The sequence below is a fragment of the Alteromonas sp. ABH2_165 genome, assembly GCF_056159945.1.
On the sequence record NZ_JBSWWF010000007.1, the window covers coordinates 179,690 to 200,750 of the forward strand.

Annotated in this window: 17 protein-coding genes; 8 read left to right on the plus strand and 9 right to left on the minus strand. The window is 49.2% G+C overall.

Annotated elements, in window-relative coordinates:
• The first annotated feature begins 115 nt into the window (after nt 1–115).
• Nucleotides 116–1,135, plus strand: coding sequence for a glycosyltransferase (locus ACXAFQ_RS14835; RefSeq protein WP_474823966.1), 1,020 nt, complete (start codon nt 116–118; stop codon nt 1,133–1,135).
• A 65-nt stretch (nt 1,136–1,200) separates the two neighbouring features.
• Here ACXAFQ_RS14835 and glf read toward each other — a convergent pair whose 3' ends face one another.
• Both glf and ACXAFQ_RS14845 read right to left on the minus strand, forming a co-directional pair.
• Nucleotides 1,201–2,319, minus strand: a complete 1,119-nt coding sequence (glf, locus tag ACXAFQ_RS14840; RefSeq protein ID WP_474823968.1) for a UDP-galactopyranose mutase — start codon at nt 2,317–2,319, stop codon at nt 1,201–1,203.
• A 100-nt stretch (nt 2,320–2,419) separates the two neighbouring features.
• Complete coding sequence (locus tag ACXAFQ_RS14845) at nt 2,420–2,725, minus strand: c-type cytochrome (protein WP_474823970.1); 306 nt, start codon at nt 2,723–2,725, stop codon at nt 2,420–2,422.
• Between the two features lie 698 nt (nt 2,726–3,423).
• Between ACXAFQ_RS14845 and ACXAFQ_RS14850 the strand changes: the two genes are divergently transcribed.
• The 7 genes from ACXAFQ_RS14850 to ACXAFQ_RS14880 all read left to right on the plus strand — a co-directional run bounded on the left by ACXAFQ_RS14850 (nt 3,424) and on the right by ACXAFQ_RS14880 (nt 10,240).
• The gene (locus ACXAFQ_RS14850) at nt 3,424–5,673 is read left to right on the plus strand and encodes a TonB-dependent receptor (RefSeq protein WP_474823972.1); all 2,250 of its coding nucleotides are present in this window, start codon (nt 3,424–3,426) and stop codon (nt 5,671–5,673) included.
• A 77-nt stretch (nt 5,674–5,750) separates the two neighbouring features.
• Nucleotides 5,751–6,869 (plus strand): amine dehydrogenase large subunit, encoded by a 1,119-nt coding sequence (locus ACXAFQ_RS14855; protein ID WP_474823975.1) that lies wholly within the window; start codon nt 5,751–5,753, stop codon nt 6,867–6,869.
• Between the two features lie 9 nt (nt 6,870–6,878).
• Nucleotides 6,879–7,415 (plus strand): MauE/DoxX family redox-associated membrane protein, encoded by a 537-nt coding sequence (locus ACXAFQ_RS14860; protein WP_474823977.1) that lies wholly within the window; start codon nt 6,879–6,881, stop codon nt 7,413–7,415.
• A gap of 13 nt (nt 7,416–7,428) precedes the next feature.
• Nucleotides 7,429–8,034, plus strand: coding sequence for a thioredoxin-like domain-containing protein (locus ACXAFQ_RS14865; protein WP_070126006.1), 606 nt, complete (start codon nt 7,429–7,431; stop codon nt 8,032–8,034).
• Between the two features lie 17 nt (nt 8,035–8,051).
• Entirely contained in the window at nt 8,052–8,600 is a 549-nt protein-coding gene (locus tag ACXAFQ_RS14870; protein ID WP_070126007.1) for a methylamine dehydrogenase light chain, read from the plus strand.
• Nucleotides 8,601–8,660: 60 nt separating this feature from the next.
• The gene (locus ACXAFQ_RS14875) at nt 8,661–9,161 is read left to right on the plus strand and encodes a c-type cytochrome (protein WP_474823980.1); all 501 of its coding nucleotides are present in this window, start codon (nt 8,661–8,663) and stop codon (nt 9,159–9,161) included.
• A gap of 68 nt (nt 9,162–9,229) precedes the next feature.
• The gene (locus ACXAFQ_RS14880) at nt 9,230–10,240 is read left to right on the plus strand and encodes a LysR family transcriptional regulator (RefSeq protein ID WP_474823982.1); all 1,011 of its coding nucleotides are present in this window, start codon (nt 9,230–9,232) and stop codon (nt 10,238–10,240) included.
• Nucleotides 10,241–10,335: 95 nt separating this feature from the next.
• On the opposite strand, the gene ACXAFQ_RS14885 is transcribed toward ACXAFQ_RS14880, so the two are convergent.
• From ACXAFQ_RS14885 to ACXAFQ_RS14915, 7 genes are all read right to left on the minus strand, one after another.
• The gene (locus tag ACXAFQ_RS14885) at nt 10,336–11,808 is read right to left on the minus strand and encodes an agmatinase family protein (protein WP_474823985.1); all 1,473 of its coding nucleotides are present in this window, start codon (nt 11,806–11,808) and stop codon (nt 10,336–10,338) included.
• Nucleotides 11,798–13,312, minus strand: a complete 1,515-nt coding sequence (locus ACXAFQ_RS14890) for an agmatinase family protein (protein WP_474823987.1) — start codon at nt 13,310–13,312, stop codon at nt 11,798–11,800. The genes ACXAFQ_RS14885 and ACXAFQ_RS14890 overlap by 11 nt, the downstream gene beginning before the upstream one ends.
• 194 nt (nt 13,313–13,506) lie before the next feature.
• Nucleotides 13,507–14,988, minus strand: coding sequence for an agmatinase family protein (locus tag ACXAFQ_RS14895; protein ID WP_474823989.1), 1,482 nt, complete (start codon nt 14,986–14,988; stop codon nt 13,507–13,509).
• Between the two features lie 41 nt (nt 14,989–15,029).
• Nucleotides 15,030–16,037, minus strand: coding sequence for a HupE/UreJ family protein (locus ACXAFQ_RS14900; protein ID WP_474823991.1), 1,008 nt, complete (start codon nt 16,035–16,037; stop codon nt 15,030–15,032).
• Nucleotides 16,038–16,040: 3 nt separating this feature from the next.
• On the minus strand, nt 16,041–16,832 hold the full coding sequence (locus tag ACXAFQ_RS14905) for a peptidyl-prolyl cis-trans isomerase (protein WP_474823993.1): 792 nt from the start codon (nt 16,830–16,832) through the stop codon (nt 16,041–16,043).
• A 73-nt stretch (nt 16,833–16,905) separates the two neighbouring features.
• Nucleotides 16,906–18,378, minus strand: a complete 1,473-nt coding sequence (locus ACXAFQ_RS14910; protein WP_245680383.1) for an agmatinase family protein — start codon at nt 18,376–18,378, stop codon at nt 16,906–16,908.
• Between the two features lie 54 nt (nt 18,379–18,432).
• Nucleotides 18,433–20,868 carry a TonB-dependent receptor gene (locus tag ACXAFQ_RS14915; protein WP_474823996.1) on the minus strand — a complete coding sequence of 812 codons (2,436 nt, stop codon included), beginning with the start codon at nt 20,866–20,868 and terminating at the stop codon, nt 18,433–18,435.
• Between the last annotated feature and the right edge of the window lie 193 nt (nt 20,869–21,061).

Consider the following 21,061-nt stretch of genomic DNA (forward strand, 5'->3'; position numbering starts at 1 on the left):
TTGCCATGCCATATTGAGCAGTCAGAACATTTTGCTAATGTGCGAAAACCATATTGCTGGTATCCTGCTAAAGATAACAACAGCGACGCCAGCGCACTAAAATACGGTATTTTTCATGTTCTTTATTTCTAGAAATTACAAAGCTCAGGCTTCTGCAGCCGGTAAAGCAAAAATCGACTGTGAAAAGGTCATGGAGCAATCTGGCTTCAAAAATCTCGGCTTGGAGAGAACCACTACTCCTAGTTCATTTAAAGGTTTTTTCCTCACTTTGGCCGGCGTCATACTCGGATTACTAAGATTGCCCACGGGCAGTACGCTCGTGCTGCAATATCCCACAAAGAAATACTACAATCTTATGCTCAGCGTAGCCCGGCTGAAGAAGTGTAAAGTTATTACTATCATTCATGACTTACGCTCTCACCGTAAGCAAAAGATGGATATCTCAAACGAGATGTCTTTGCTGAATAAGAACGATGTCATCATTTCTCATAATGTAAAAATGAGTGCATGGTTACGAGAAAACGGACTAACGTGTAAGCTGGTCGAGTTGGAAATCTTCGATTATTTTAACGACTCAGAGAAGACCGAAAATACGCCTTCCACTCCTGGCTACAACATCATTTTTGCCGGTCAGCTTGATCAGCGAAAAAATGGCTTTCTTTATGCCATCGATACTCTTACAGATATTTCTTTTGGTTTTAATCTTTATGGTCCCGGCTTTGACGGCTCAGCGTTACCCCAAAGTACGGTAGTAGATTACAAAGGCGTATTTCCGGCCACTGAGATTGTCAGTCGCATTGAGGGCGAATTCGGCCTGGTATGGGACGGGATTTCGCTAGAAGAATGTGCCGGTAGTTTCGGGGAATATCTGAAAATAAACAATCCGCACAAAACATCTATGTACCTGCGTGCAGGTATCCCGGTCATTATTTGGGATCAGGCAGCCATGGCAAAATATGTACTAGATAATAATGCTGGTCTAGCAGTTGCTTCGCTGGCAGACATTAACGCAGCGCTCGCCAAATTGTCTGACAAAGATTATGCGACAATGAAGGTGAACGCCGAAGCAATAGCTGAAAAATTGGGGGGTGGCTTTTATCTGAAAACGGCTTTAGAAAAAGCCATCACGTTATAACAATCTTTGATTCATCTAATAATTAAGCTGCCCGGCACCAATGCGATTGGGCGCCGGGCTTTTTGTTAGGCTAACAACTCTGATTTCACCAACTTAAGACATGCTTCAATCGTGTCGTCCATGTCGTAGTATTTATAATCTGCTAAACGCCCACCAAAAATGTATTTATCACTGTATTCCTTTTCATTCGCCAAGGCCCGGTATTGCTCCAACAGGGCATTGTTGGTCTCGTCGTTGATTGGATAATACGGCTCATTGTCTTTGCTAAATTCGTGAGGGTATTCGCGAGTTACCACGGTTTTTTCCTGGGTACCAAACTCGAAATGCTTGTGCTCAAGAATACGGGTATAAGGCACGTCTTTCTCGGTATAATTTACCACTGCATTACCCTGGAAATTGTCTTCGTCGAGTATTTCTGTTTCGAAATGCAAACTGCGATACTCAAGCTTACCAAAGCGACAATCAAAGAATTCATCGATTTTACCGGTATATAAAACTTTATCCGCCAATGCGTCCAATTCGGCTTTGTCGGCAAAGTAATTAATGCCAGTTTTTATCTCAATACCTTCCAGCAACTTGTCCGTCAAAGCGTTATATCCACCATCGGGAATACCCTGATATAAATCGTTGAAATAGTTGTTATCGAAAGTAAACCTAAATGGTAAACGCTTAATGATGAACGCCGGAATTTGGGTCGCAGGACGGCCCCATTGTTTCTCGGTATACCCCTTGATTAAGGTTTCGTATATGTCTGGTCCGCCCAAATATAACGCCTGCTCTTCCAGGTTCTGAGGTTCGCTATCCAGGTATGGTGCTCGCTGCTCATCAATTTTCGCCTTGGCTTCAGCGGGGGTATTTACACCCCACAACTGATTAAATGTATTCATATTGAAAGGCAGGTTATAGAGTTTGCCTTTGTAATTGGCGATTGGAGAATTAGTATATCGATTGAACGTGACAAACTGATTCACGTAATCCCATACCTCTTTATTACTGGTATGGAAGATATGAGCACCATACTTGTGCACATTGATGCCTTCTATCTGCTCACAATAGATATTTCCACCGGTATGGTCCCGCTTATCTATCACTAAAACCCGCTTTCCTGCCTGGGTGGCTTCACGGGCAAATACAGCGCCAAAGAGTCCGGCGCCTACAATCAGATAGTCGTATTTTTTCTGCATCAGATGTCGTTGTATAAAAGAGTTTGCCGAATAATAGCAAAATCCTTGTGACAATGAATGATGATTATGAAACTGCCCGACTCTCGCTGGTTAAGCTTCTTTACTGCTGGGAAGACATCATATAATCAATCGCTGCCTGCAAATCTTCATCGCTGCAGGTCATGCAAAGCCCCCGCGGTGGCATTTGGTTGATACCTGAAATCGCATTTTTGAGTAACACGTCCATGCCTTTCTCTTTTCTCTCATTCCATTGTTCCTGATTGTGCACCAACGGGGCGTTGGAAATACCCGCAGCGTGACACATAACACAAGCCTGATTATAAACCTCGGCCCCCTTATCATCGCTCTCGGCCTTGGCGAACGAACCAAACATCAATAAACCCAATATTGTTAAGCTGCGTATCATCGTCGATTTGATCCTCTATTGTGCAATGCGGCGTATTAATTTGTGGTGATAATTCCGCTTGAATATTGGAAAATTACACATATTTATTCAGTAGCAATATACGTCAATCGACGAACACATCTTTCAAAAAGACATTTAACACATAAAAATCAAGTATTTAATCAAACTAACAATTTCATCCCTCTTGCTTTCCCGATCATAAGAATTCGACTTTAGTCTAATTTAAACTCATTAAAATAACGCATAAATAACCCTACATTAATTCATATGGTAAATATTAACTTCCCCTTTTATATTCATATTTTGTGCTAGTCGCCCTCAATTTCATTCCTTTCATCGCGAAATTTACACAATAAAAACACTGCAATTACACACCAGTTCAGTTTTCTACATTCATAAATAGCCGCGCAGGTCATTCTTTCATTTTCAAAAAATGGGGGGTATTTGACGTACATAGTTTTTTACTTGTCCGGCCATAGGGGAATGATTCTTCACAGTTTCCTTTCGGATTGTCATGGTAATCATGTCTGTCTCACGAGGAGTATGTGGTTTGTGATACGGCAAGTTCGGTCTGCAGGGAAATAAGAAGAACACGAATTGTCCTGGCAATGCGAATCAATAGACTCAAGAGGTTATCTAGTACGGTAAACGACTACTGCAGGCATACCTTTACACAAAAAATTGAAACAGGTATTGCCATGAAAGAAAGCACATCAGCATTTTTGAAACAAAGACAAAAGCTTAAACTGGTTACTGCGATAGGCCTCGCACTAACCGCCATGCAGTCAAACGCCGAAGAAGCCGACGCTGCTGGCCTACCCGACGATAGCGACATCGAGCAAATCAGTGTTATCGGCGCCAAAACAACCCGCACGACGGCAGCGATTACCAACGAGTATATCGAAGCACAAGCACCGGGGATTGCGCCACAAAACTTATTGAAAGACTTACCCGGCGTTACCGTTCAAACGTCTGATCCATACGGCATGTACGAGCTCATTAACACCATTTCCATTCGCGGATTTAACGCTGGACAGTTAGGTGTGACGGTAGATGGTGTGCCGCTGGAATCCGTCAACAACAGCGAAGGCGGCACTATTATGCGTTATGTGCTGAGTGAAAACTTAGCGGGCGTAGAAGTGTCTCCAGGTTCGGGGGATGTGAGTCAGCCAACGCAACACGCGCTGGGTGGTGCTATTCGTTATTTCAGTAGTGATCCTGAAGATGAAGTCGGCGGAAAAGCCTCATTTACCGTGGGCTCTTACAATTTCCAGCGCAGCTTTATCCGTGTGGATACCGGCGAACTATGGGATGGCGGTCCAACGGCTTATATCTCAGGTGCACGCTTGCGTTCCAACACCTTCGAAATTGATAACGCCACGCTGTCTAACGATCACGTTGAAGCGAAGATTAAACAAAGCTGGGACGACAATAGCCTGACTTTCCGCATGACCTGGGACAATCGCGACGACCACGATTACATGGAATACGACCTCGACGGCAATCCTGCAGCCTGGTGGACCATTCTCGATGGCCTAACCGGCGATCCGGAAATCGACTGGATGTATTACGAGTATTGGCGTAACGGCCGCCGTACCTGGCTTTATAACCTGGAAGGGAATTTCTGGCTCACCGAAAACTTCAATCTGAAAGTGACACCTTATTACGAGAAGAAGCATGGCTACGCCTGGTTCTCAGTAACCCCGGCTAACGCCCAGTCATTGTACGACAGCGCCATTGCCGGCGGTCGCACTGATATCGAATATGAACCGAACGGCATCATGGCCCAGCGCAATGGTCAGCGTCCCGGCGAACGCTACGGTACCACGGTCAATGCAGTGTGGGATATCTCTGCCACCAATACACTCGCTTTCGGTGGCTGGTATGAAGACTACGATTACGACCCGAATCTGCCGCTGCAAAACTCCAGTTTGGTCGACGGCACCATCACTAATGAAATCATTGGCTGGAGCTACGACCGTCATTTCTCCACGCAAACGGCGAACTTTTACATCAAAGACACCATGCGTTTCTTAAACGACGACCTCACGGTGGAAGTGGGCGCTAAAGCACTCACCGTAGACCGTCACTTTGAGGGTATCGCGAACCTGACTGACTACAACTCCAACACCTACCGCGATTTTGACGTGAAAAATGAAGACTTGTTTCAGCCGCAGGCCGGTGTGAGCTACTACGTTACACCGGATACTCAGGTGTTTGCGAACTACGCTGAGAACTACGCCGGCGCGCCAAGCGCCGCACTGGTTTCCACGGTGTTTAACCCGGATATCTCACCTGAGCAATCTACCAATATTGATATTGGTGTGCGCACCAGCGGCGAGAATTGGAGTGGATACCTCGCGCTGTACAGCATTGATTATCAGGATCGCATTGTGTCTATCGCGTCGCGGAATATTCAAACCATTTCCGGCTCGGCGTACACCAACGTAGGTGACATGGAAACGTACGGTGCGGAGTTATCAGGTGAATATCGCCCTGATAACCAATGGAAGTTTACCGCGTCGCTTTCTTACAACAGCTCCAAGTATAAAAACGACTATTTCACTTACGACGCCGATACCGACACCGATGTGCTGATCCCGGTTGAAGGCAAATACATTTTCGACCAACCGAAAGTGAGCGGCAGTCTGGTAGCTGCATGGAAGGGTGATAACTACTTTTTCAACATGGATGTGAAATACACCGGCAGTCGCTGGGCCAACGCCATTAATACCGAAGAAACCGATGCCTACACGCTAGTAAACGGCTCTGTAGGCTGGGTAGGCGACGATACCGGTAAGTTCGCCAACATGCGCTTCCAGTTAGCTTTTTACAACCTATTGGATGAGGACTACCTGTCGGCCATCAGTACCAGCGAAACCGACAGTGGCTCATACAAAATGGGAACACCACGAACGCTATACGGCAGCGTTGAATACACATTTTGATAACCCGTTATTTCAGGCAGTTAAAACAGGAACATAGCGCAGATTTGCTGCGCGCCCTTCATAAAAAGAGGAACACTATGAAACTACGCAAGCTCATCACGGTTTGTTCGGCACTTTCTGCCGCGGCTATCGTGCATTCAGCCAGTGCCGAACTGGCTATTGAGAAAGTCGGCAAAGTCGAAAAGCTCCCTGACACCCCGCACATCATTGTGTCGGAGTGGGAACGCTCTCATGTGATCAACCCTGAAGATTTCACTCATCAGGGCACCATTTCAGAAGCGACGCAGAAAGTGATGTCGCTGGATAAAAAAACGCTCTACACCACCCGCACTTACTACGATAAAGGTCGTGAGGGTGCCAAGCACGACAACATCCGCTTTTGGGACTTAGAAACTCTAGAGCCCACTTTGGAAGTGCCTATTACCGACAAACTTGCCATGACCGGCATGCAAATCCCCTTCATGCAAGGTTCAGCAAAGCAGAAGTGGCTGTTCATGCAAAACGCGACACCGGCCACCTCGGTCACCGTGTTTGATGTGAAAGCCAAAGAACAGGCTGCAGAAGTGCCTCTACCGGGTTGCTGGGGCGTGTATCCGGTGATGAAAGACGAAGACCGCTTTGCGGCTCTGTGTGGTGACGGCCGTATTTCCACGGTTACCGTGAAAGACTCTGGCGAATACGACTCCACCAAGCGTAGCGACGTGATTTTCGATGTGGATCAAGACCCACTGTTTGTCTTTGCTGAGCGTGATGGCGACACCCTGTTCTTCGTTTCCTTCAACGGCAATTTCTACACCATCGATATCAGCGGCGACCGCGCCGTACTGAAAAGCAAAAAGCAAATCGTTCCTGAAGGTGAGCCAGGCAACTATAAGCCCAGCGGCTATCAGCTAATGAGCAAAATACCAGGCACCAGCTACCTGTATATCCTGATGCAGGAAGAAGCCTGGGACGGCTCGCACATCGAACCGGCTACCGAAGCTTGGGTATACGACTACAAAGCCAACAAGATAGTGTCGCGCAGCACCATTTCCGACGGCATCTCTGTGCAGTACTACTCGGGAGATGGCAAGTATTTGTTCCTGGGTACCAAGTCTCACGGTCTGGTGCGCTATTTCGTTGATCCTAACGCTGCCTATACCCTGCGTCGCGACAAGTTCATGAAGATGGACCGTCCGTCAGCGTTTGTGCTGTAGGGAGTGCTTATGGATTCCGGAATTGCCATGTTATCCGCCATTAGTGCCGGTCTTATCGCACTGATCTTTGCTAAAGCAGCGGTAGGCAAGCTGCTCAACTTTTTCGAAACACAGGGCATCATTCGGGACTACCGTTTGTTACCTGAAGCCACTGTGCCTGCGGTTACCGTGCTGGTGATCATTGCTGAACTGGCCATTACCGTTTCACTGCTGGTCCCGTCGCTGCGAAGCGCAGGCGCATTAGGCGCTATGGCAATGTTGCTGGCCTATGCTGCATCAATCGGTATCAACCTCAAACGCGGTCGGGTTTCTATCGACTGTGGCTGTGGCGGTACCGGTCAGGGTATTACGCCGTGGCATTTACTGCGCAACGGCGTGTATGCCGCTATTGCCGCAACAGCGGCATTGTTGCCGGTTGAACAAATCAGCGGTTTTGCCCCTGCGGCCACCTGCGTGCTGAGCATCGTCATGCTGTGGTGCGGCATCATGCTATTCGAACAACTTCTCAAAATTAAAGCCCACATCGTGGTATCAAAGTTACGTTAATAAGGAAAATATTATGGAAGCAATTGACATTATTGTTGGTGTTCTCTTCGTTGTGGTGCTGGCACTGGTTGTTGCCGTGTGGGCGCTGGCCCGTCAAACCGGCATTCTGTTTGAACGTGTAGCGCCATTAGGAGCACTGGTTACCGATAGCGGTCCCGCTGTTGGCCAGCCTGCTCCGCAATTCGATATTCAGTCATTAAGTGGCACTGGCGCGGTAAGTGTAGGTGGTCAGCAGTCGCACAGCACCTTGCTGTTCTTCCTATCACCTACCTGCCCGGTATGTAAGAAGCTTATTCCGCTACTGAACAAAATTCAGAACGACGAGCGTACCTGGCTGAACGTGGTATTGGCCAGCGACGGCAAGGCAGAAGAGCACGCGAAGTTTATTGAGTCGCACAAGCTGTCTGCGTTCCCTTACCTACTGTCTACTGAGTTGGGCCTGGCATTCCGCGTTAGCCGTCTGCCGTTCGCGGTGCTGATTGGTGAAAACGGCAACGTACTGGCGAAAGGTCTGGTAAACAACCGTGAACAAATCGAAAGCCTGTTCAACGCCAAGGAAATGGGTGTTGCATCGGTACAAACTTATATTGAGCAGGCGGAAACTTCTGCCCACGCATAACCCCGAAGGAGACAATAATGATAGAAATTTTATCTAAACTTAAAGACAAGTTAGATAGCGTGGCTGAACGTTCCGTCCGTCGCCAGGCTACTAATTCCGGTCGCCGAAGCTTTTTGGCTAAAGCCGGCCAAGCCATGGTAGGCATGGCGGTAGTGCCCATGTTGCCCTACGACCGTTTTGGCGAAGCGGCTGCTGCAGAATTCGAACAAAAAGGTGACAGCGCATTTAGCGCCGACGATCAGCAGTGCGACTATTGGCGCTACTGTGCATTGTCGGGCACCTTATGTACTTGCTGCGGCGGTTCAGTAACCGACTGCCCTCCTGGCAGCGACATCTCAAAAGTGTCTTGGATTGGTACCTGTGAAAACCCAGACGACGAAAAGTCTTACCTCATCAGCTATAACGACTGTTGCGGCAAGATGTCTTGTAATGGCTGTCGTTGTAGTAATCACGAGCGTGAGCGTCCGGGGTACCGTCTTGGCCTGCACAACGGTATTAACTGGTGTATGGCGAACAACAAAAACGCCTATCACTGTACTGTTGCTGCCATTGTCGGTACTGCGTAAATTTTAATACGTAATTTCTAAAACTAAGCCGGCTTCGGCCGGCTTTATCGGAGGGTAATAATGAAATCAATAACGCTGAAAATTTTCAGTCGCGCCCTGCTCCCGGCAGCCTTACTGCTTAGTGCTTCAACTTTTGCTAACAGCAACCTTTCTTCTATTCACGGCATTGCCGAAGATGCACCGGTAGCCAACAAATACGCGCTGTTTTGTGGCGGTTGCCATGGCCTTGATGGCAAGGGAGAAATTGAAGCCGATGTACCAATGATGCCACCTAGAATTGGGGCGTTTTTGTATGACGAAGAAGGTGCCTGGTACATGGTGAATGTAGGCGGTGTTATGAGCGCGGGAATTAGCGATCAGGACGCAGCAGATATTATGAACTATGTAATTACGTCATTTGGCGCGGAAAGTGTCCCTAATTCAACTTATAGGTTCACCGCCGAACAGGTTGCTAAACTACGGGAAAATCCCCCTGAAGATCTCGTAAAACTTCGCCGTGATATCAGCAAGAGACTGGAAAAAAGAGGGATAGCACTGCCCGACCATTACCCGTGGAATTAGTGGTTTTTTACGGAGGCTAAACACTGTCAGGACGCACAACGGTGTACCGGTAAAATGGAGAATCACTGATGAACTTCAAGCAACTTCAATATTTTGTTGCCACCGCTAAACACGGAAGCATTACCGCAGCAGCCAGAGAGCTCGATGTTGCTCAGCCCAGCATTAGCCAGCAACTCGCGAACTTAGAGTACGAATTAAAAAACGCGCTGTTTGAGCGTAATTACAAGGGCGTGCAGCTAACCGAAAGCGGTCAGCTGTTTTACACCCATGCCACCGAGCTCCTTAACCGGATGATTCATGCTAAAGCAGTTATCACCGATTTAGCAAAATACCCCAGCGGCACGGTTTCCCTTGGACTTACCCAAGCTATTGGTAACGTGCTCGCCATTCCTCTTATCGAAAATATTTGCGAGTCTTTTCCCGACATTAAAGTGCAGATCACCACGCTGCCCTCTAAAATTCTCAATAAAGCCCTGGCCGACAAAGAAATCGACATTGCGCTGAGCTATAAAGAAGAAATGCCAACAGCGAATATTCTGAGTAAGCCGCTACTGCGGGAAGATTTATATCTTGCGGTGGGTACAAAAGGGAAATGCAACACCTACCGGCAGCTCCTATCCCTCGATGCTCTGACCTTTGATGCACTGTGTAATCTGGAAATCATGACACCGGGCCACAAAGAGTCGCTATACGAAGTGCTAAAAAGCATGGAAGACAAGCACAGCAAGAAGTTAAAACTGCTGCCCGGATTTGGTCAACTTTCTACCGCCCTACGTGTGATTACCGATGGCAAGGGACTTATGATTGTGCCTTCCTCAGCCGCCTATCACTTAGCCGAGCATGGACTGGTTAAGTTAGTGCCACTACGAGATGAAGAGCTCAAGCGCGAAGTGAACATAAACACCCACGTAGATAAAACCATTACCAAAGCGATGAGCCTGGTGATTGATAAAGTGGTTTCGCTTTCCCGTGAAGCCAACGTCAGCGGCGCATGGACCGGCGACTTTATCTATCGCAACTCTGAAACTGAGCTTTGCCAGTCGAAAAGCAATGTAAATTATCTCGCAGCCTGTAAATAAACAAAGCCCATCATTTCTGACGGGCTTTAACAGGGAGACACAATAGAGAAGAGGCGTCAGCCTCTTCTTTTTTGCTTCAGATTGCAGACGTGCAGTTAGCCACCGTGGGACAGGGCCATCGGGTCGACATAGTTTGTTTTGTTTATGCCTTCCTTACGCATGGCCACGCCGGTGAGACACGCGTGCATGATTTGATTCGCACTCAGTGCGGAGTTGTAGGTGAGGTCGAGATACGGCGCCATACCCAGTAGTTCGAAACCCGCCACATCGGTTTCCGCACAGGCCCTGCGTACGGTAGTCATGGCCTGGCGAACGGAAATGCCTCCCGCCACCGGCTGTCCCGCGCCGCTTACTTGCGATGGATCGACAACGCTCATATCAAAGGAAATAAAGGTTTTCCCTTTACCCGCTTTCAGCTCGCTTAATGCCGCTTCCATCACCGGCTCCCAGCCTTTGCTGTCGACTTCGGCCATGGTGTGATATTTCACTTTCTGCTCACGTAACCAGGTCAGCGCTTCTTTATCCTGCGATGCTCCGCGTAATCCAAGCTGTACCAACTGACTGCCAGGCAAAATATCCTGCTCAATCAAATTAGACACACTCTGCATATCAGAATAATAATGGTCGAGGCCACGCTCGCCACGGTAATGAGCATCGAGATGCAGCACCGTTACGCTCTCTTCAGGGTAACTTGCCGTTACCGCCTTTACGCTGGGATACATTAGCGAATGGTCGCCACCAACAATAAACGGAATTGTGCCCGCCGCTATCATGTCGGAAAGCTGTTCTTCAACGTGTTCAACGTTCAGTTCCGGGCTCATATTGTCTACTGAAATATTGCCGTAATCGGCAATATTCAGTACTAGCGACGGATCCACACCGCCATTCACGTTATAGCCGGAAAGTCCGTACATGCCGCGCATGATGGTGGGTGCGTTTTTCGAGTCACGCCAGCCGGAGCTTAGCGCTAGCGGTACGCCGACGAAAGCGACTTCCACATTCCCGGCTTCTAAATCGGCCCGGCGAATCGCCACCGGCGCATCAGCGAAGGTTGGGATCCCGCCTTTTTCGTCAAGATAACGGTCAAGACTGAAAGGGCCTGGTTCACGCTTGTATTTATCGAAAAGTGCAGGCTGCAACACAGTGCGACCATTGTAGCCACCCGCATCGGGGTTTAGCGGCACAATACCGGTGTCAGCCATGATCGACATGGGCTCGTGAATACCGTTTTCATCGGTATCGCTGGTTGGCTGTGTAATCGAAGAATAACTACGCTGAGCCAGGGTGGCCATCATCGCCGCAACCAGCTTTTTAGCCTCTTCCGGCGACTTCTCGGCAAGCTTCACCTGCATTTTGTCAGGAGTGAGACCAAAAATCGCCAAACTTCGCGCATCAGCAATGAACGCTTTTTCTGTTTGATTAAAAAGTTCGGTGTGCGCGTTTATGGTCACTTCCGGCATTTCTGCTGCCGGTTTCGCCGTAGACTCACAGCCACCTAGGGTTAGGGCAACGACAACTGCGCTGCTGATCAAGCCCAAACGGCCAGAAACGGTGATCTTATTTTTCATCTTTGCTGTCTCCGTAGTAGTCGGTCTGACCGTGTTCAGAAGACAGGTCACTGATAAAGCCCTTCTGCTTAATACCCTTCTTGTGCATGGCTACACCGGTGAGGCAGGCAAACATGATGCTGTTAGCGTTTAATGTACTTACGTAGCTGGCATCCAACGCAGGGGCTAGTTCAACGATGTCGAAACCCACCAGATTACTTTCAGCACACAAACGGCGCACAATAGGAATGGCTTCACGCATGGTGAGGCCGCCAGAAACCGGTGTGCCGGTGCCCGACTGGAAACCGGGATCGAGCACATCTACGTCGAACGACACATACAAATACTCGGTATTGGTAGACGCTTCTTCAACCACACGCTCCATTACTGCATCCCAGCCACGGCGCTCAACTTCCGCCATTGAATGATAATGCATACCAATTTCTTTTTCCCACTCGTAGTAGCTTTTGCTGTAGTGCGCACGTAAGCCCACCTGAATGTAATCTTCGGGGCGAACGTGGGCTTCTTTCATCAGCCGATAGATAGGCTGACCGTGGTCAAGCAAGTGCACCCGGCCGCGACCGGTGTCTAAGTGCGCATCGAAATGCACCACGCCCACTTTGCCTTTGCCGTAAACGTCGGCCATGGCGGCTACGTTAGGATATTCGAGGGAGTGATCGCCCCCGACAATGAACGGAATGGTGCCGGTTTCCGCTACTTCGCGAACCATGCTGCGTACTTCCTGCATGCTTCGCTCCGTGCTTAATTGATCGATAGCGACATCACCGTAATCCACGATATTCAATACCGCACCGGGGTTTACCATGGTAGATACATCTGTACCGCCAAGTCCACGGCCATTCATACGCATGGCCAGTGGGCCATGAATGGCATCACGCCAACCCGACCCCATGTCTAATGGCGCACCCAGAATGGCCACATCCACTTCCCCTGCTTTTAAATCTTCCGGCGTTTTCGCCACAGGCGCACCAGCAAACGTAGGAATGCCAGAACGACCACCGCCAAGATACCGCCCTAGTGAGATAGGTCCAGGTTCACGTTCAGGGTCTAGCTCTGCCGGACGCTTTACGCGCCAAGTATTGTAATTTTCTGCTGAACGATTCATTTCAATTTGGTCGGTGTCGCGACCTTTCTTGTACTGCACCCGGTCGTACACTTCCATCATGGTATCGACATATTGAGTCACTTCAGCCGCAGAGGCTTTACGCAGTAATTCGTACATAATGTCGGGCTTTAGCACGCCAGCACCTTTACCGCTAAGCACAAACTCCCGTTTTGCCTCAGGCAGTTTGTTTAGCATGGCCATAATATCGTCTGGCACCTCTTCGAGAGGCTTAACCGGCATCAGTCCCGGTGTGGCAGAATCAATTCTTGCGTGGACTTGTCCTGGCAGTGAAGGAGGCAGCTTTTCAATGGCCTCCTCGGTATCTGCAGCGGCAAGCGACGTAGAGCAATACAGGGCTGCCAGGGTGGCGGCAACCAGAGGAACAAGTTTCGCTTTCATAATCATTTACGTTATAGGAGCTTACGTTAAAAGAAGACGTAGAATGACTATAAAATCCGGGGTGTTGCAGAACAATAAGTCATCTCCCCCGTAAAATGACGTAGTAGAAAAACTGAACAGTGTTTTAACGAAAAAAAACCGCCTGAGCGTAGTGCTTACAGACGGCTTTTGTTGGGATAGCTAGCTAAGGTTAATTAGCGCTGAGGATAAGCGAAATCCGGGTCGACTTCTTCACGCTTACCGGCTTTTTTGCCTTCGATACCCGCTTGCGGTTGATGGTGCTCGGTAGACAATTCAGACAGATATTTACCGTCGGTGATGCCTTCTTTTCGCATGGCTACACCGGTTAAGCACGCCTGCATAATATAACCGGCGTTCAGCGCAGAACGGTATGTTGGATCGAGTAGCGGGTCTAGCTCTACCAGTTCAAAGCCAACGATATCGTGTTCTGCACACAGTGCACGCACCAATGGAATGGCTTCACGCATGGTTAAACCGCCAGGAACCGGTGTGCCGGTGCCAGGAATAAATGCCGGGTCGATAACATCCACATCAAACGAGATATACAGTTTCTCAGGGCCGTTTCGCGCTTCGGTTAAGGCTTCTTCTACCACCGCATCCCAGCCTTTCTTCTCGACTTCGGCCATGGTGTGATAGCGCATGCCGTTGTTACGCATCCATTCAAACCCTTCCGGGCTTGGCCACGGGCCGCGCAGTCCCACCTGAATATAGTTTTCCGGATTAACGTGCCCTTCTTTCACAATGCGATAAACCGGTTGCCCGTGAGTCATCCAGTGCACGCTGCCTTTACCCGCATCATAATGGGAGTCAAAGTGAATCACACCAAAGCTCTCTTTGCCGTGCACATCGGCTAATGCGGCAACATCCGGGTATTCCAGCGAGTGGTCACCGCCGACAATGAACGGAATGGTGCCGGTTTCAGCAATTTCTCGCACCCGCTCGCGTACGTGCTGAATAGAGATTTCGGTACTCATGTTATCGATGGCAATGTCGCCGTAGTCGGCAATGCTCAGCACTTTGCTAGGGTCGACCAACGTGGCCATATCAATGCCACCACGGTAACGACCGGAACGGATAGCCTGTGGCCCGAAACGCTGACCACGATAGTAAGAGCCCATGTCCAGCGGCGCGCCAACAATGGCCACATCCACTTTACCGGCGATTAAGTCGTCAGGATAAATCGCCACCGGTGCGCCCACAAAGGTTTGCACGCCGGGTTGCTGACGACCAGCTGTGGCGTAGCGAGAAAGATAGAACGGGCCCGGCTCGCGCTCGGGGTTTAAGCTTTTCGGCCGCTCCACTTTCCATGAATTAAACATTTCAGATTCCGTATTCAGTGGAATCGAGGCCATGTCTTTCTCTGGATTAAACAAGCTGTCGCTGCGTACCCGGTTCATGCCCGCGATGTAAGCTGCAATCTCTTCTTTCGACTTTTCCTTCATGGAGTCGAAGAAACGCTCACGGGTGCCCAATAACATTTCCACCATGGGCGTGTGTAATACGGCAAGATCGTCTTCCGACATGCCTTTTACTTTTTCCTGGAACCAGGCCGGTAACGGCTGAGTTTCCGCGGCTTTGTTCTCTTCTGCGGCGTGCAATGGCAGGTTGTTTAACAGACAGGCTAATAGCAGCAGTCCCAATCTTTTCTTTGCCATGGTCTTTATTCCTCTAAATTTTTATTATTGCGGCGTCTGACTTAAAGCAGTCCGCCACCAAATCCGTTAATCCGTTCAATCACCCAGAACATGCCCAGGGTGCCGACAAATGCCAGCGCGCTGTAGCGCACCGGTCTGTCCGCTTTGGTATCTTTTAATAACTGGCCGACGAGATACACTAAGCCAATAAATACCACCTGCCCGACTTCCACACCCACGTTGAAGAACAACAAGGCTAAGCCCACTTCATTCTGCGGCACACCCAGTTCAGACAATGCGCTGGCAAAGCCTAAGCCATGGATCAGCCCGAACAGAATGACCACACCAATGCTGGCTGTCATCGCCACCTTTTGTTGGTCGCCCATACGCATAATGGCTTCCCGGGCCATGAGCGAAATTGACAGGGCAATCAGTACTTCAATGGGCGCGATTGGAACCTGCAACACCTGAAAATAAGACAGCGCCAGTGTAAGCGAATGCCCTACCGTAAAGGTGCTGATAAGCCCCAATAATCGATAACCACTGGCCAGCAGACACAAGCACAGTACAAACGCCAGATGATCCCAGCCAAACCAGATATGCAGCATGCCTTGCCACAGGTAACGCTTTATTGTTTCCTCTGCGCTTAACGTAAGCGGCCCAGCCTTCACCATGGGAATTTCCATGGTGTTTAGAGAACGTTTCAGCGTGGTAGCAAACTGATCATCTCGGGTATTTACCTGCAGTTTGCCGCCATCGAGATACCAGGGCGTTATGATCACCGCATCGTCGGCCAGTGGCCCTGAGCAGGCAATATCGTAGGTAAATAAGGTATTTGTACCAAAGCGTTGCTGGTTGATACCTTCAACCTGACAGTTCTCGGGTACTTCAAGAATATCGGTTACCGCCACAGAAGTAGGTAGCTGAGCAGTGAAGCGATAGCCATCACCGTGTTCATCATCGGTAAGACGAAACTCTGCAGCGTTGAACACATCTGCCGTAGCGGAACCCGCCAACAGCATCAGTAATGAAAAGATAAGCGCAGAGCAAAGTGAGAATATTCTGCTCACGACTTATTCTCCGCTGTGACGAATGATTTTGTATTCATCACCCAAGCCGTCGATGTAGTCTTCTACCGATTGCTGCAGTTTATCTACCGTGTAGTCGTTAGTGACCTGCATACGTGCTTCGTCGAAACTCAGCGGCGAGCGTTCAGTGGCGCCAGTCACCAGCACATAGTGCCAGCCGAGCAGGGATTCTTCCGGGCCATACCATTGCCCATCCATGTGCGTGCCCAGTTCATCCAGAAAGGCTTTACCGAACATACCGCGAATCATGCTGATACCGTAATTGGGCAATACACGACCACGCCAGAATTCATCACCGGCAACCTCTTCTCCCGCCTGCAACTGCGCAAGAATGGCATCGGCGTTTTCTGGTAACTGTTCAAAGTAAACGTGACGAAAACTATAAGTGGCTTCAACGAAATAGCGGTCGATGTGTTCCAAGTAATACGCCACCAGCTCGGTTTCTTCGGGCTCTGGAATGGCCCCCGTTACCTGATAGCGCATTTCCTCAATAAGCTTCGAGCGCACTTCCGGATCGGTAAGGTACATGCCCGCTTTTATTGCTTCCCGGAACAGCACCTCTTCCTGAATATAATCACTTTCTATTTTTTCCCGGTCTTCTGCGGTCGCTTCCCGGCCGGTGAGCATTTCAAACTGTTCAGCAAAGACTTTGCGGTTAATTTCACTTAATTCCACCACTTCCTGGCTGGTATCTTCCACGCTGTAATACAACGCAAATACCACTACGCCCAACACCACAAACATGAGAAGCGGGTCCCGCAAAAATTTCTTAAGCATCAATACTGCACCTGTAAATATAAAACTATGAGGCCGGCGGCAGGGTGTGCCACCGGCCAGACTTACTGTTTAATTACTGCTGAGGTTTCGCGTAGTTAACATCCACTTCTTCCCTTAACCCTTCCTCGCGACCTTTAATGCCCGCTTCCGGCTGCATGTGTTCGGTGGTGAGTTCAGAGAAATAATGGGGATCGGCAATGCCTTCCTTACGCATGGCAATACCGGTTAAACAAGCATGCATGACAAAGTTGGAGTTCAGTGCTGAACGATAAGTCGGGTCGAGCAGCGGGTCGAGTTCTACAATTTCAAAACCCACCATGTCGTTCTGTGCACACAGGCCACGAACGATTGGAATGGCTTCACGCATGGTCAAACCGCCAGGAACCGGTGTACCCGTGCCAGGCACAAATGCCGGGTCGATTACGTCAACATCGAAAGATATGTACAGCTTCTTGCCACCTTCACGGGCTTCTGCCAGCGCCGCTTCCATCACTTCCTTCCAGCCTTTCTTCTCGACTTCCGCCATGGTGTGATAGCGCATGCCGTTGTTACGCATCCATTCAAACCCTTCCGGACCCGGCCATGGACCACGCAAACCAATCTGGATGTAGTTTTCGGGATTCACGTGCCCTTCTTTCACCGCACGGTACACCGGTTGTCCGTGTGTCAGCCAGTGTGGACGACCTTTACCGGCATCGTAATGGGAGTCAAAGTGAACCACACCGAAACTGCCTTTGCCATGAACATCCGCCAGCGCCGCCACGTCAGGATATTCCAGTGAGTGATCACCACCCACAATGAATGGAATAGTGCCAGTTTCAGCGATTTCACGAACCCGTTCCCGCACATGTTGAACCGATAGCTCAGTGCTCATGTTGTCGATGGCAATATCACCATAATCCACAATGCTCAACACACGGCTTGGATCGACCATGGTGTTCATGTCTACACCACCAGCGCCGTATTCGTTGCGCATGGCCTGAGGCCCGAATTTCTGACCGCGATAATACGAACCCATGTCCAGCGGAGCACCGACAATGGCCACGTCTACATCACCGGCAATCAGGTCGTCGGGGTAGATAGCCAGGGGCGCATTGGCAAAGGTTTTAATGCCGGTATTCCAGCCGCCCATGTAGCGACTTAAATGAATGGGGCCCGGCTCACGCTTGGGATTCAGCACTTGTGGACGCTCGGTTTTCCACGAGTTAAAGCCTTTAGATTCGGTATTTAGCGGAATAGACGCCATATCCGTTTCGGGGTTGAACTTGCTGGCTTCCGCCACTTCAATCATACCGTCGAGATAAGCTTCAACCTGCTCAGGGGTTTTCTTTTCCATGGCTTTGTAAAAGCGTTCCATGGTGCCCAGCAGCATCTCTGGCATGGGCGATTCGAGAATCTCGAGTTTTTCTTCCGGAATGTTTTTTATTTTGGCTTTGAAGCTGTCTGGCATTGGCGTTTCAGCTTCCTCAGCAAACGCAGAAAAACCCAAAGAACAGGCCAGCAATCCGCTCATTAGAGCGCTCATAAAGCGTGTGCGTTGTTTCAATTTTCTTCTTCCTTAAACAAAACAGGGGCCGGCTTGTGCCGAACCCCTTTTAGCTTACATACCGAAACGGTATTGGAACTTCAGCCCGATGGTGCGCGGGGTTAGCACATAGTGCGAGTAGCCACGTTGCAGGTCGGTACGGTTCATTTCTGGGTCGAGGATATCACCCCAGTTCCGTGACGGGTTGGTGAACGCATACTTGTTAAACAGGTTGTTGATGTAGAAGGTCACATCCCAGTCGTCATCAGACAGCTTCGCACTTAAGTTGCTCAGTGCATAGCCCGGTACCACTTCACCAAAGTTTTTAAGACCTAAAGTAGAGTATGAATCGCTCTGGGCAGTCAGACCATAGCTTAGGTCCAGGGCGCGGCTCCACAGCTCAGTGGCGTAGTTCAGACCAACAGAAATCTGATGCTCAGGCGCACCCGGCAAACGATCACCGTCGTAAACCACATCGCCAGTGCTACCGAAAATACCGTAGGCGTCTGAGGTCATTTCTGTAGTCGCGTAAGAATAGGCGCTATACATGGTGAGTTCGTCAGTGAGTGAGGCACGAACACTTAATTCGACACCTTTTGCGTTTGCACCGCCAGCGTTAGTGGTAATACCTACCGCGCCGTTTTCAGTGATACCAGCAACCTGTGGATCATCCCAGTCTACGTTGAACACCGCCAGGTTGGTAGTAAGCTTGTTCTTCAGCCAGCTTGCTTTTACGCCCACTTCATAGTTTGTGGTGGTATCGGCTTCGTACATGATTTCGTCTGCACGGGCACAAATAAGCTGGTTTTCAATTTCGTCTACGTTGTCAGGACATGCCGCCACCGTGTTTACGCCACCAATACGGAAGCCTTCACTTACCGTTACGTAACCCATCAGGTCATCAGTAAACTGGTAGCTAGCGTTGAATTTCAACAGGTTACCGTTGTCATCGCCCTCAGCGGTGTTCGGTTCGAATACGATGGAGTCTGGATCGCGGCCATTAAATACAGTCTGGTATAACGGCAAGTCGGTATCTGATTCCGTTTCAACTTCGTACTTGTACTGACGCATACCCAGCGTAATATCCAGCTTGTCAGTCACTTCGTAACTCAGCTCACCGAAAATCGCCATTTCTTTCACGGCATCAATACCGTAAGAAATGTACTCAATGCTATCAGGACGCAACGGACCAGTAGCACCCCAGGTGTTAATGGCAAATTCATCGAAGCCTTCAGTTAACTCACGATAGTCGCGGCGGTAATCGTTTTTGTTGTAGTAACCACCCACAATCCAGCTTAGCGGACCATCGTCAGTAGAAACCAGGCGCAGTTCCTGCGTTAAGTTTTCTTCTTCGCTGTAGCTTTGTGTCACACCAGAGAATGCCGGAAATTCCTCGTAGCCGTAGCTCAGACGAATCAGCAAATCGGTAACGTCACCGCTAAGATCGCGGGTTGTTTTAGATTTACCGGTAGAAGAAACCAACTCGGCGAAACCTAAATCTACGCTCATTTCCAGGCTTAACAGTTCCGTTTCACGCTCCATAGGGTCAAGGAAACGAGATGCGTTGTCGTATTCACCGACCAGCGAACTCAGCGGGTTTTCGCTTGAAAGAGACTGATAGTGAGTATCGGCACTGGCACCAATATCGTCCTTCTGATAGGTGTATCCCAGTGTGGAATCAAACCAGTCAGTCGGCGCCCAGCGCAGCTGCAGCTTGGCAGCCGTCTGCTCGAACGTGTTGCCGTCTTCTTCTGAGTACAGGTTCGCTGCTACGGCTTCAGGGTCTGAAAAATCAGGATCAGGCAGTGATGTACCAGACTCACGAACGAGGTAATTGTAATCAATGAAACCAGGATCATCAGAATAGTTAAATGCAGCGCGGAAACCCAGTTCACCTTCAATGATTGGCGCATTAAACACGAACCCGGCTTCGCCACCCATGCTGCCGCTTTCAGCAGTCTTATACAGGTCGCCGTTAATCGAACCAGATACAAAGTCCAGGTCGACTTTCTTAGGTATGTAACGAATAGCACCGCCCAGTGTTCCGGCACCGTAAAGCGTACCTTGAGGCCCAATGAGTACCTCTACACGGTCGATATCGAAAAGACGCAGGTTAACAAATAGCGGTACTTCACCCACATAAGTGGCAACGGTACCATTTGAACCACCGCCTGAAGAGTTGGTGTTAAGACCACGAACAATGATTGGTGATGAATCACGACCGCCTTGATCTGAAATAGTCAGACCCGGTACCCAGCGCGCGATATCTTCAATTTCTTCGATATCCTGCTGTTCCATCAGATCGTTCGTCACGGCAGAAATGTTAATTGGCACTTCTTGAAGTGAGCCAGCACGGCGAGTAGCGGTAACTTCAATTTTCTCAACGCCACTCTCGGCAGCTTCCTGCGCAAAAGCCGTTTGTGAATAAATAACGCCGCTCATGGGAATAAGCGCTGCAGCTACAGCTGTTGCAAGCTTGCTGACTTTCCTTTGTTCATTGCTTTTCATCATTGGTGTACTCGTTTTATGTTGTTTGATTACCCAAAAGAAATGTACAAACCGCTTCTTGTTCTTTTTGGTCTTAGTAAATCTCCTCAGCGAATTAAGTATGTGCTGAAGGATTTGCAACGAATACTGGCATTATTGCTATTTGAACTACGTTATTTGACGCAGAAAATGCTTTCACATCAACATGTTAAATAAT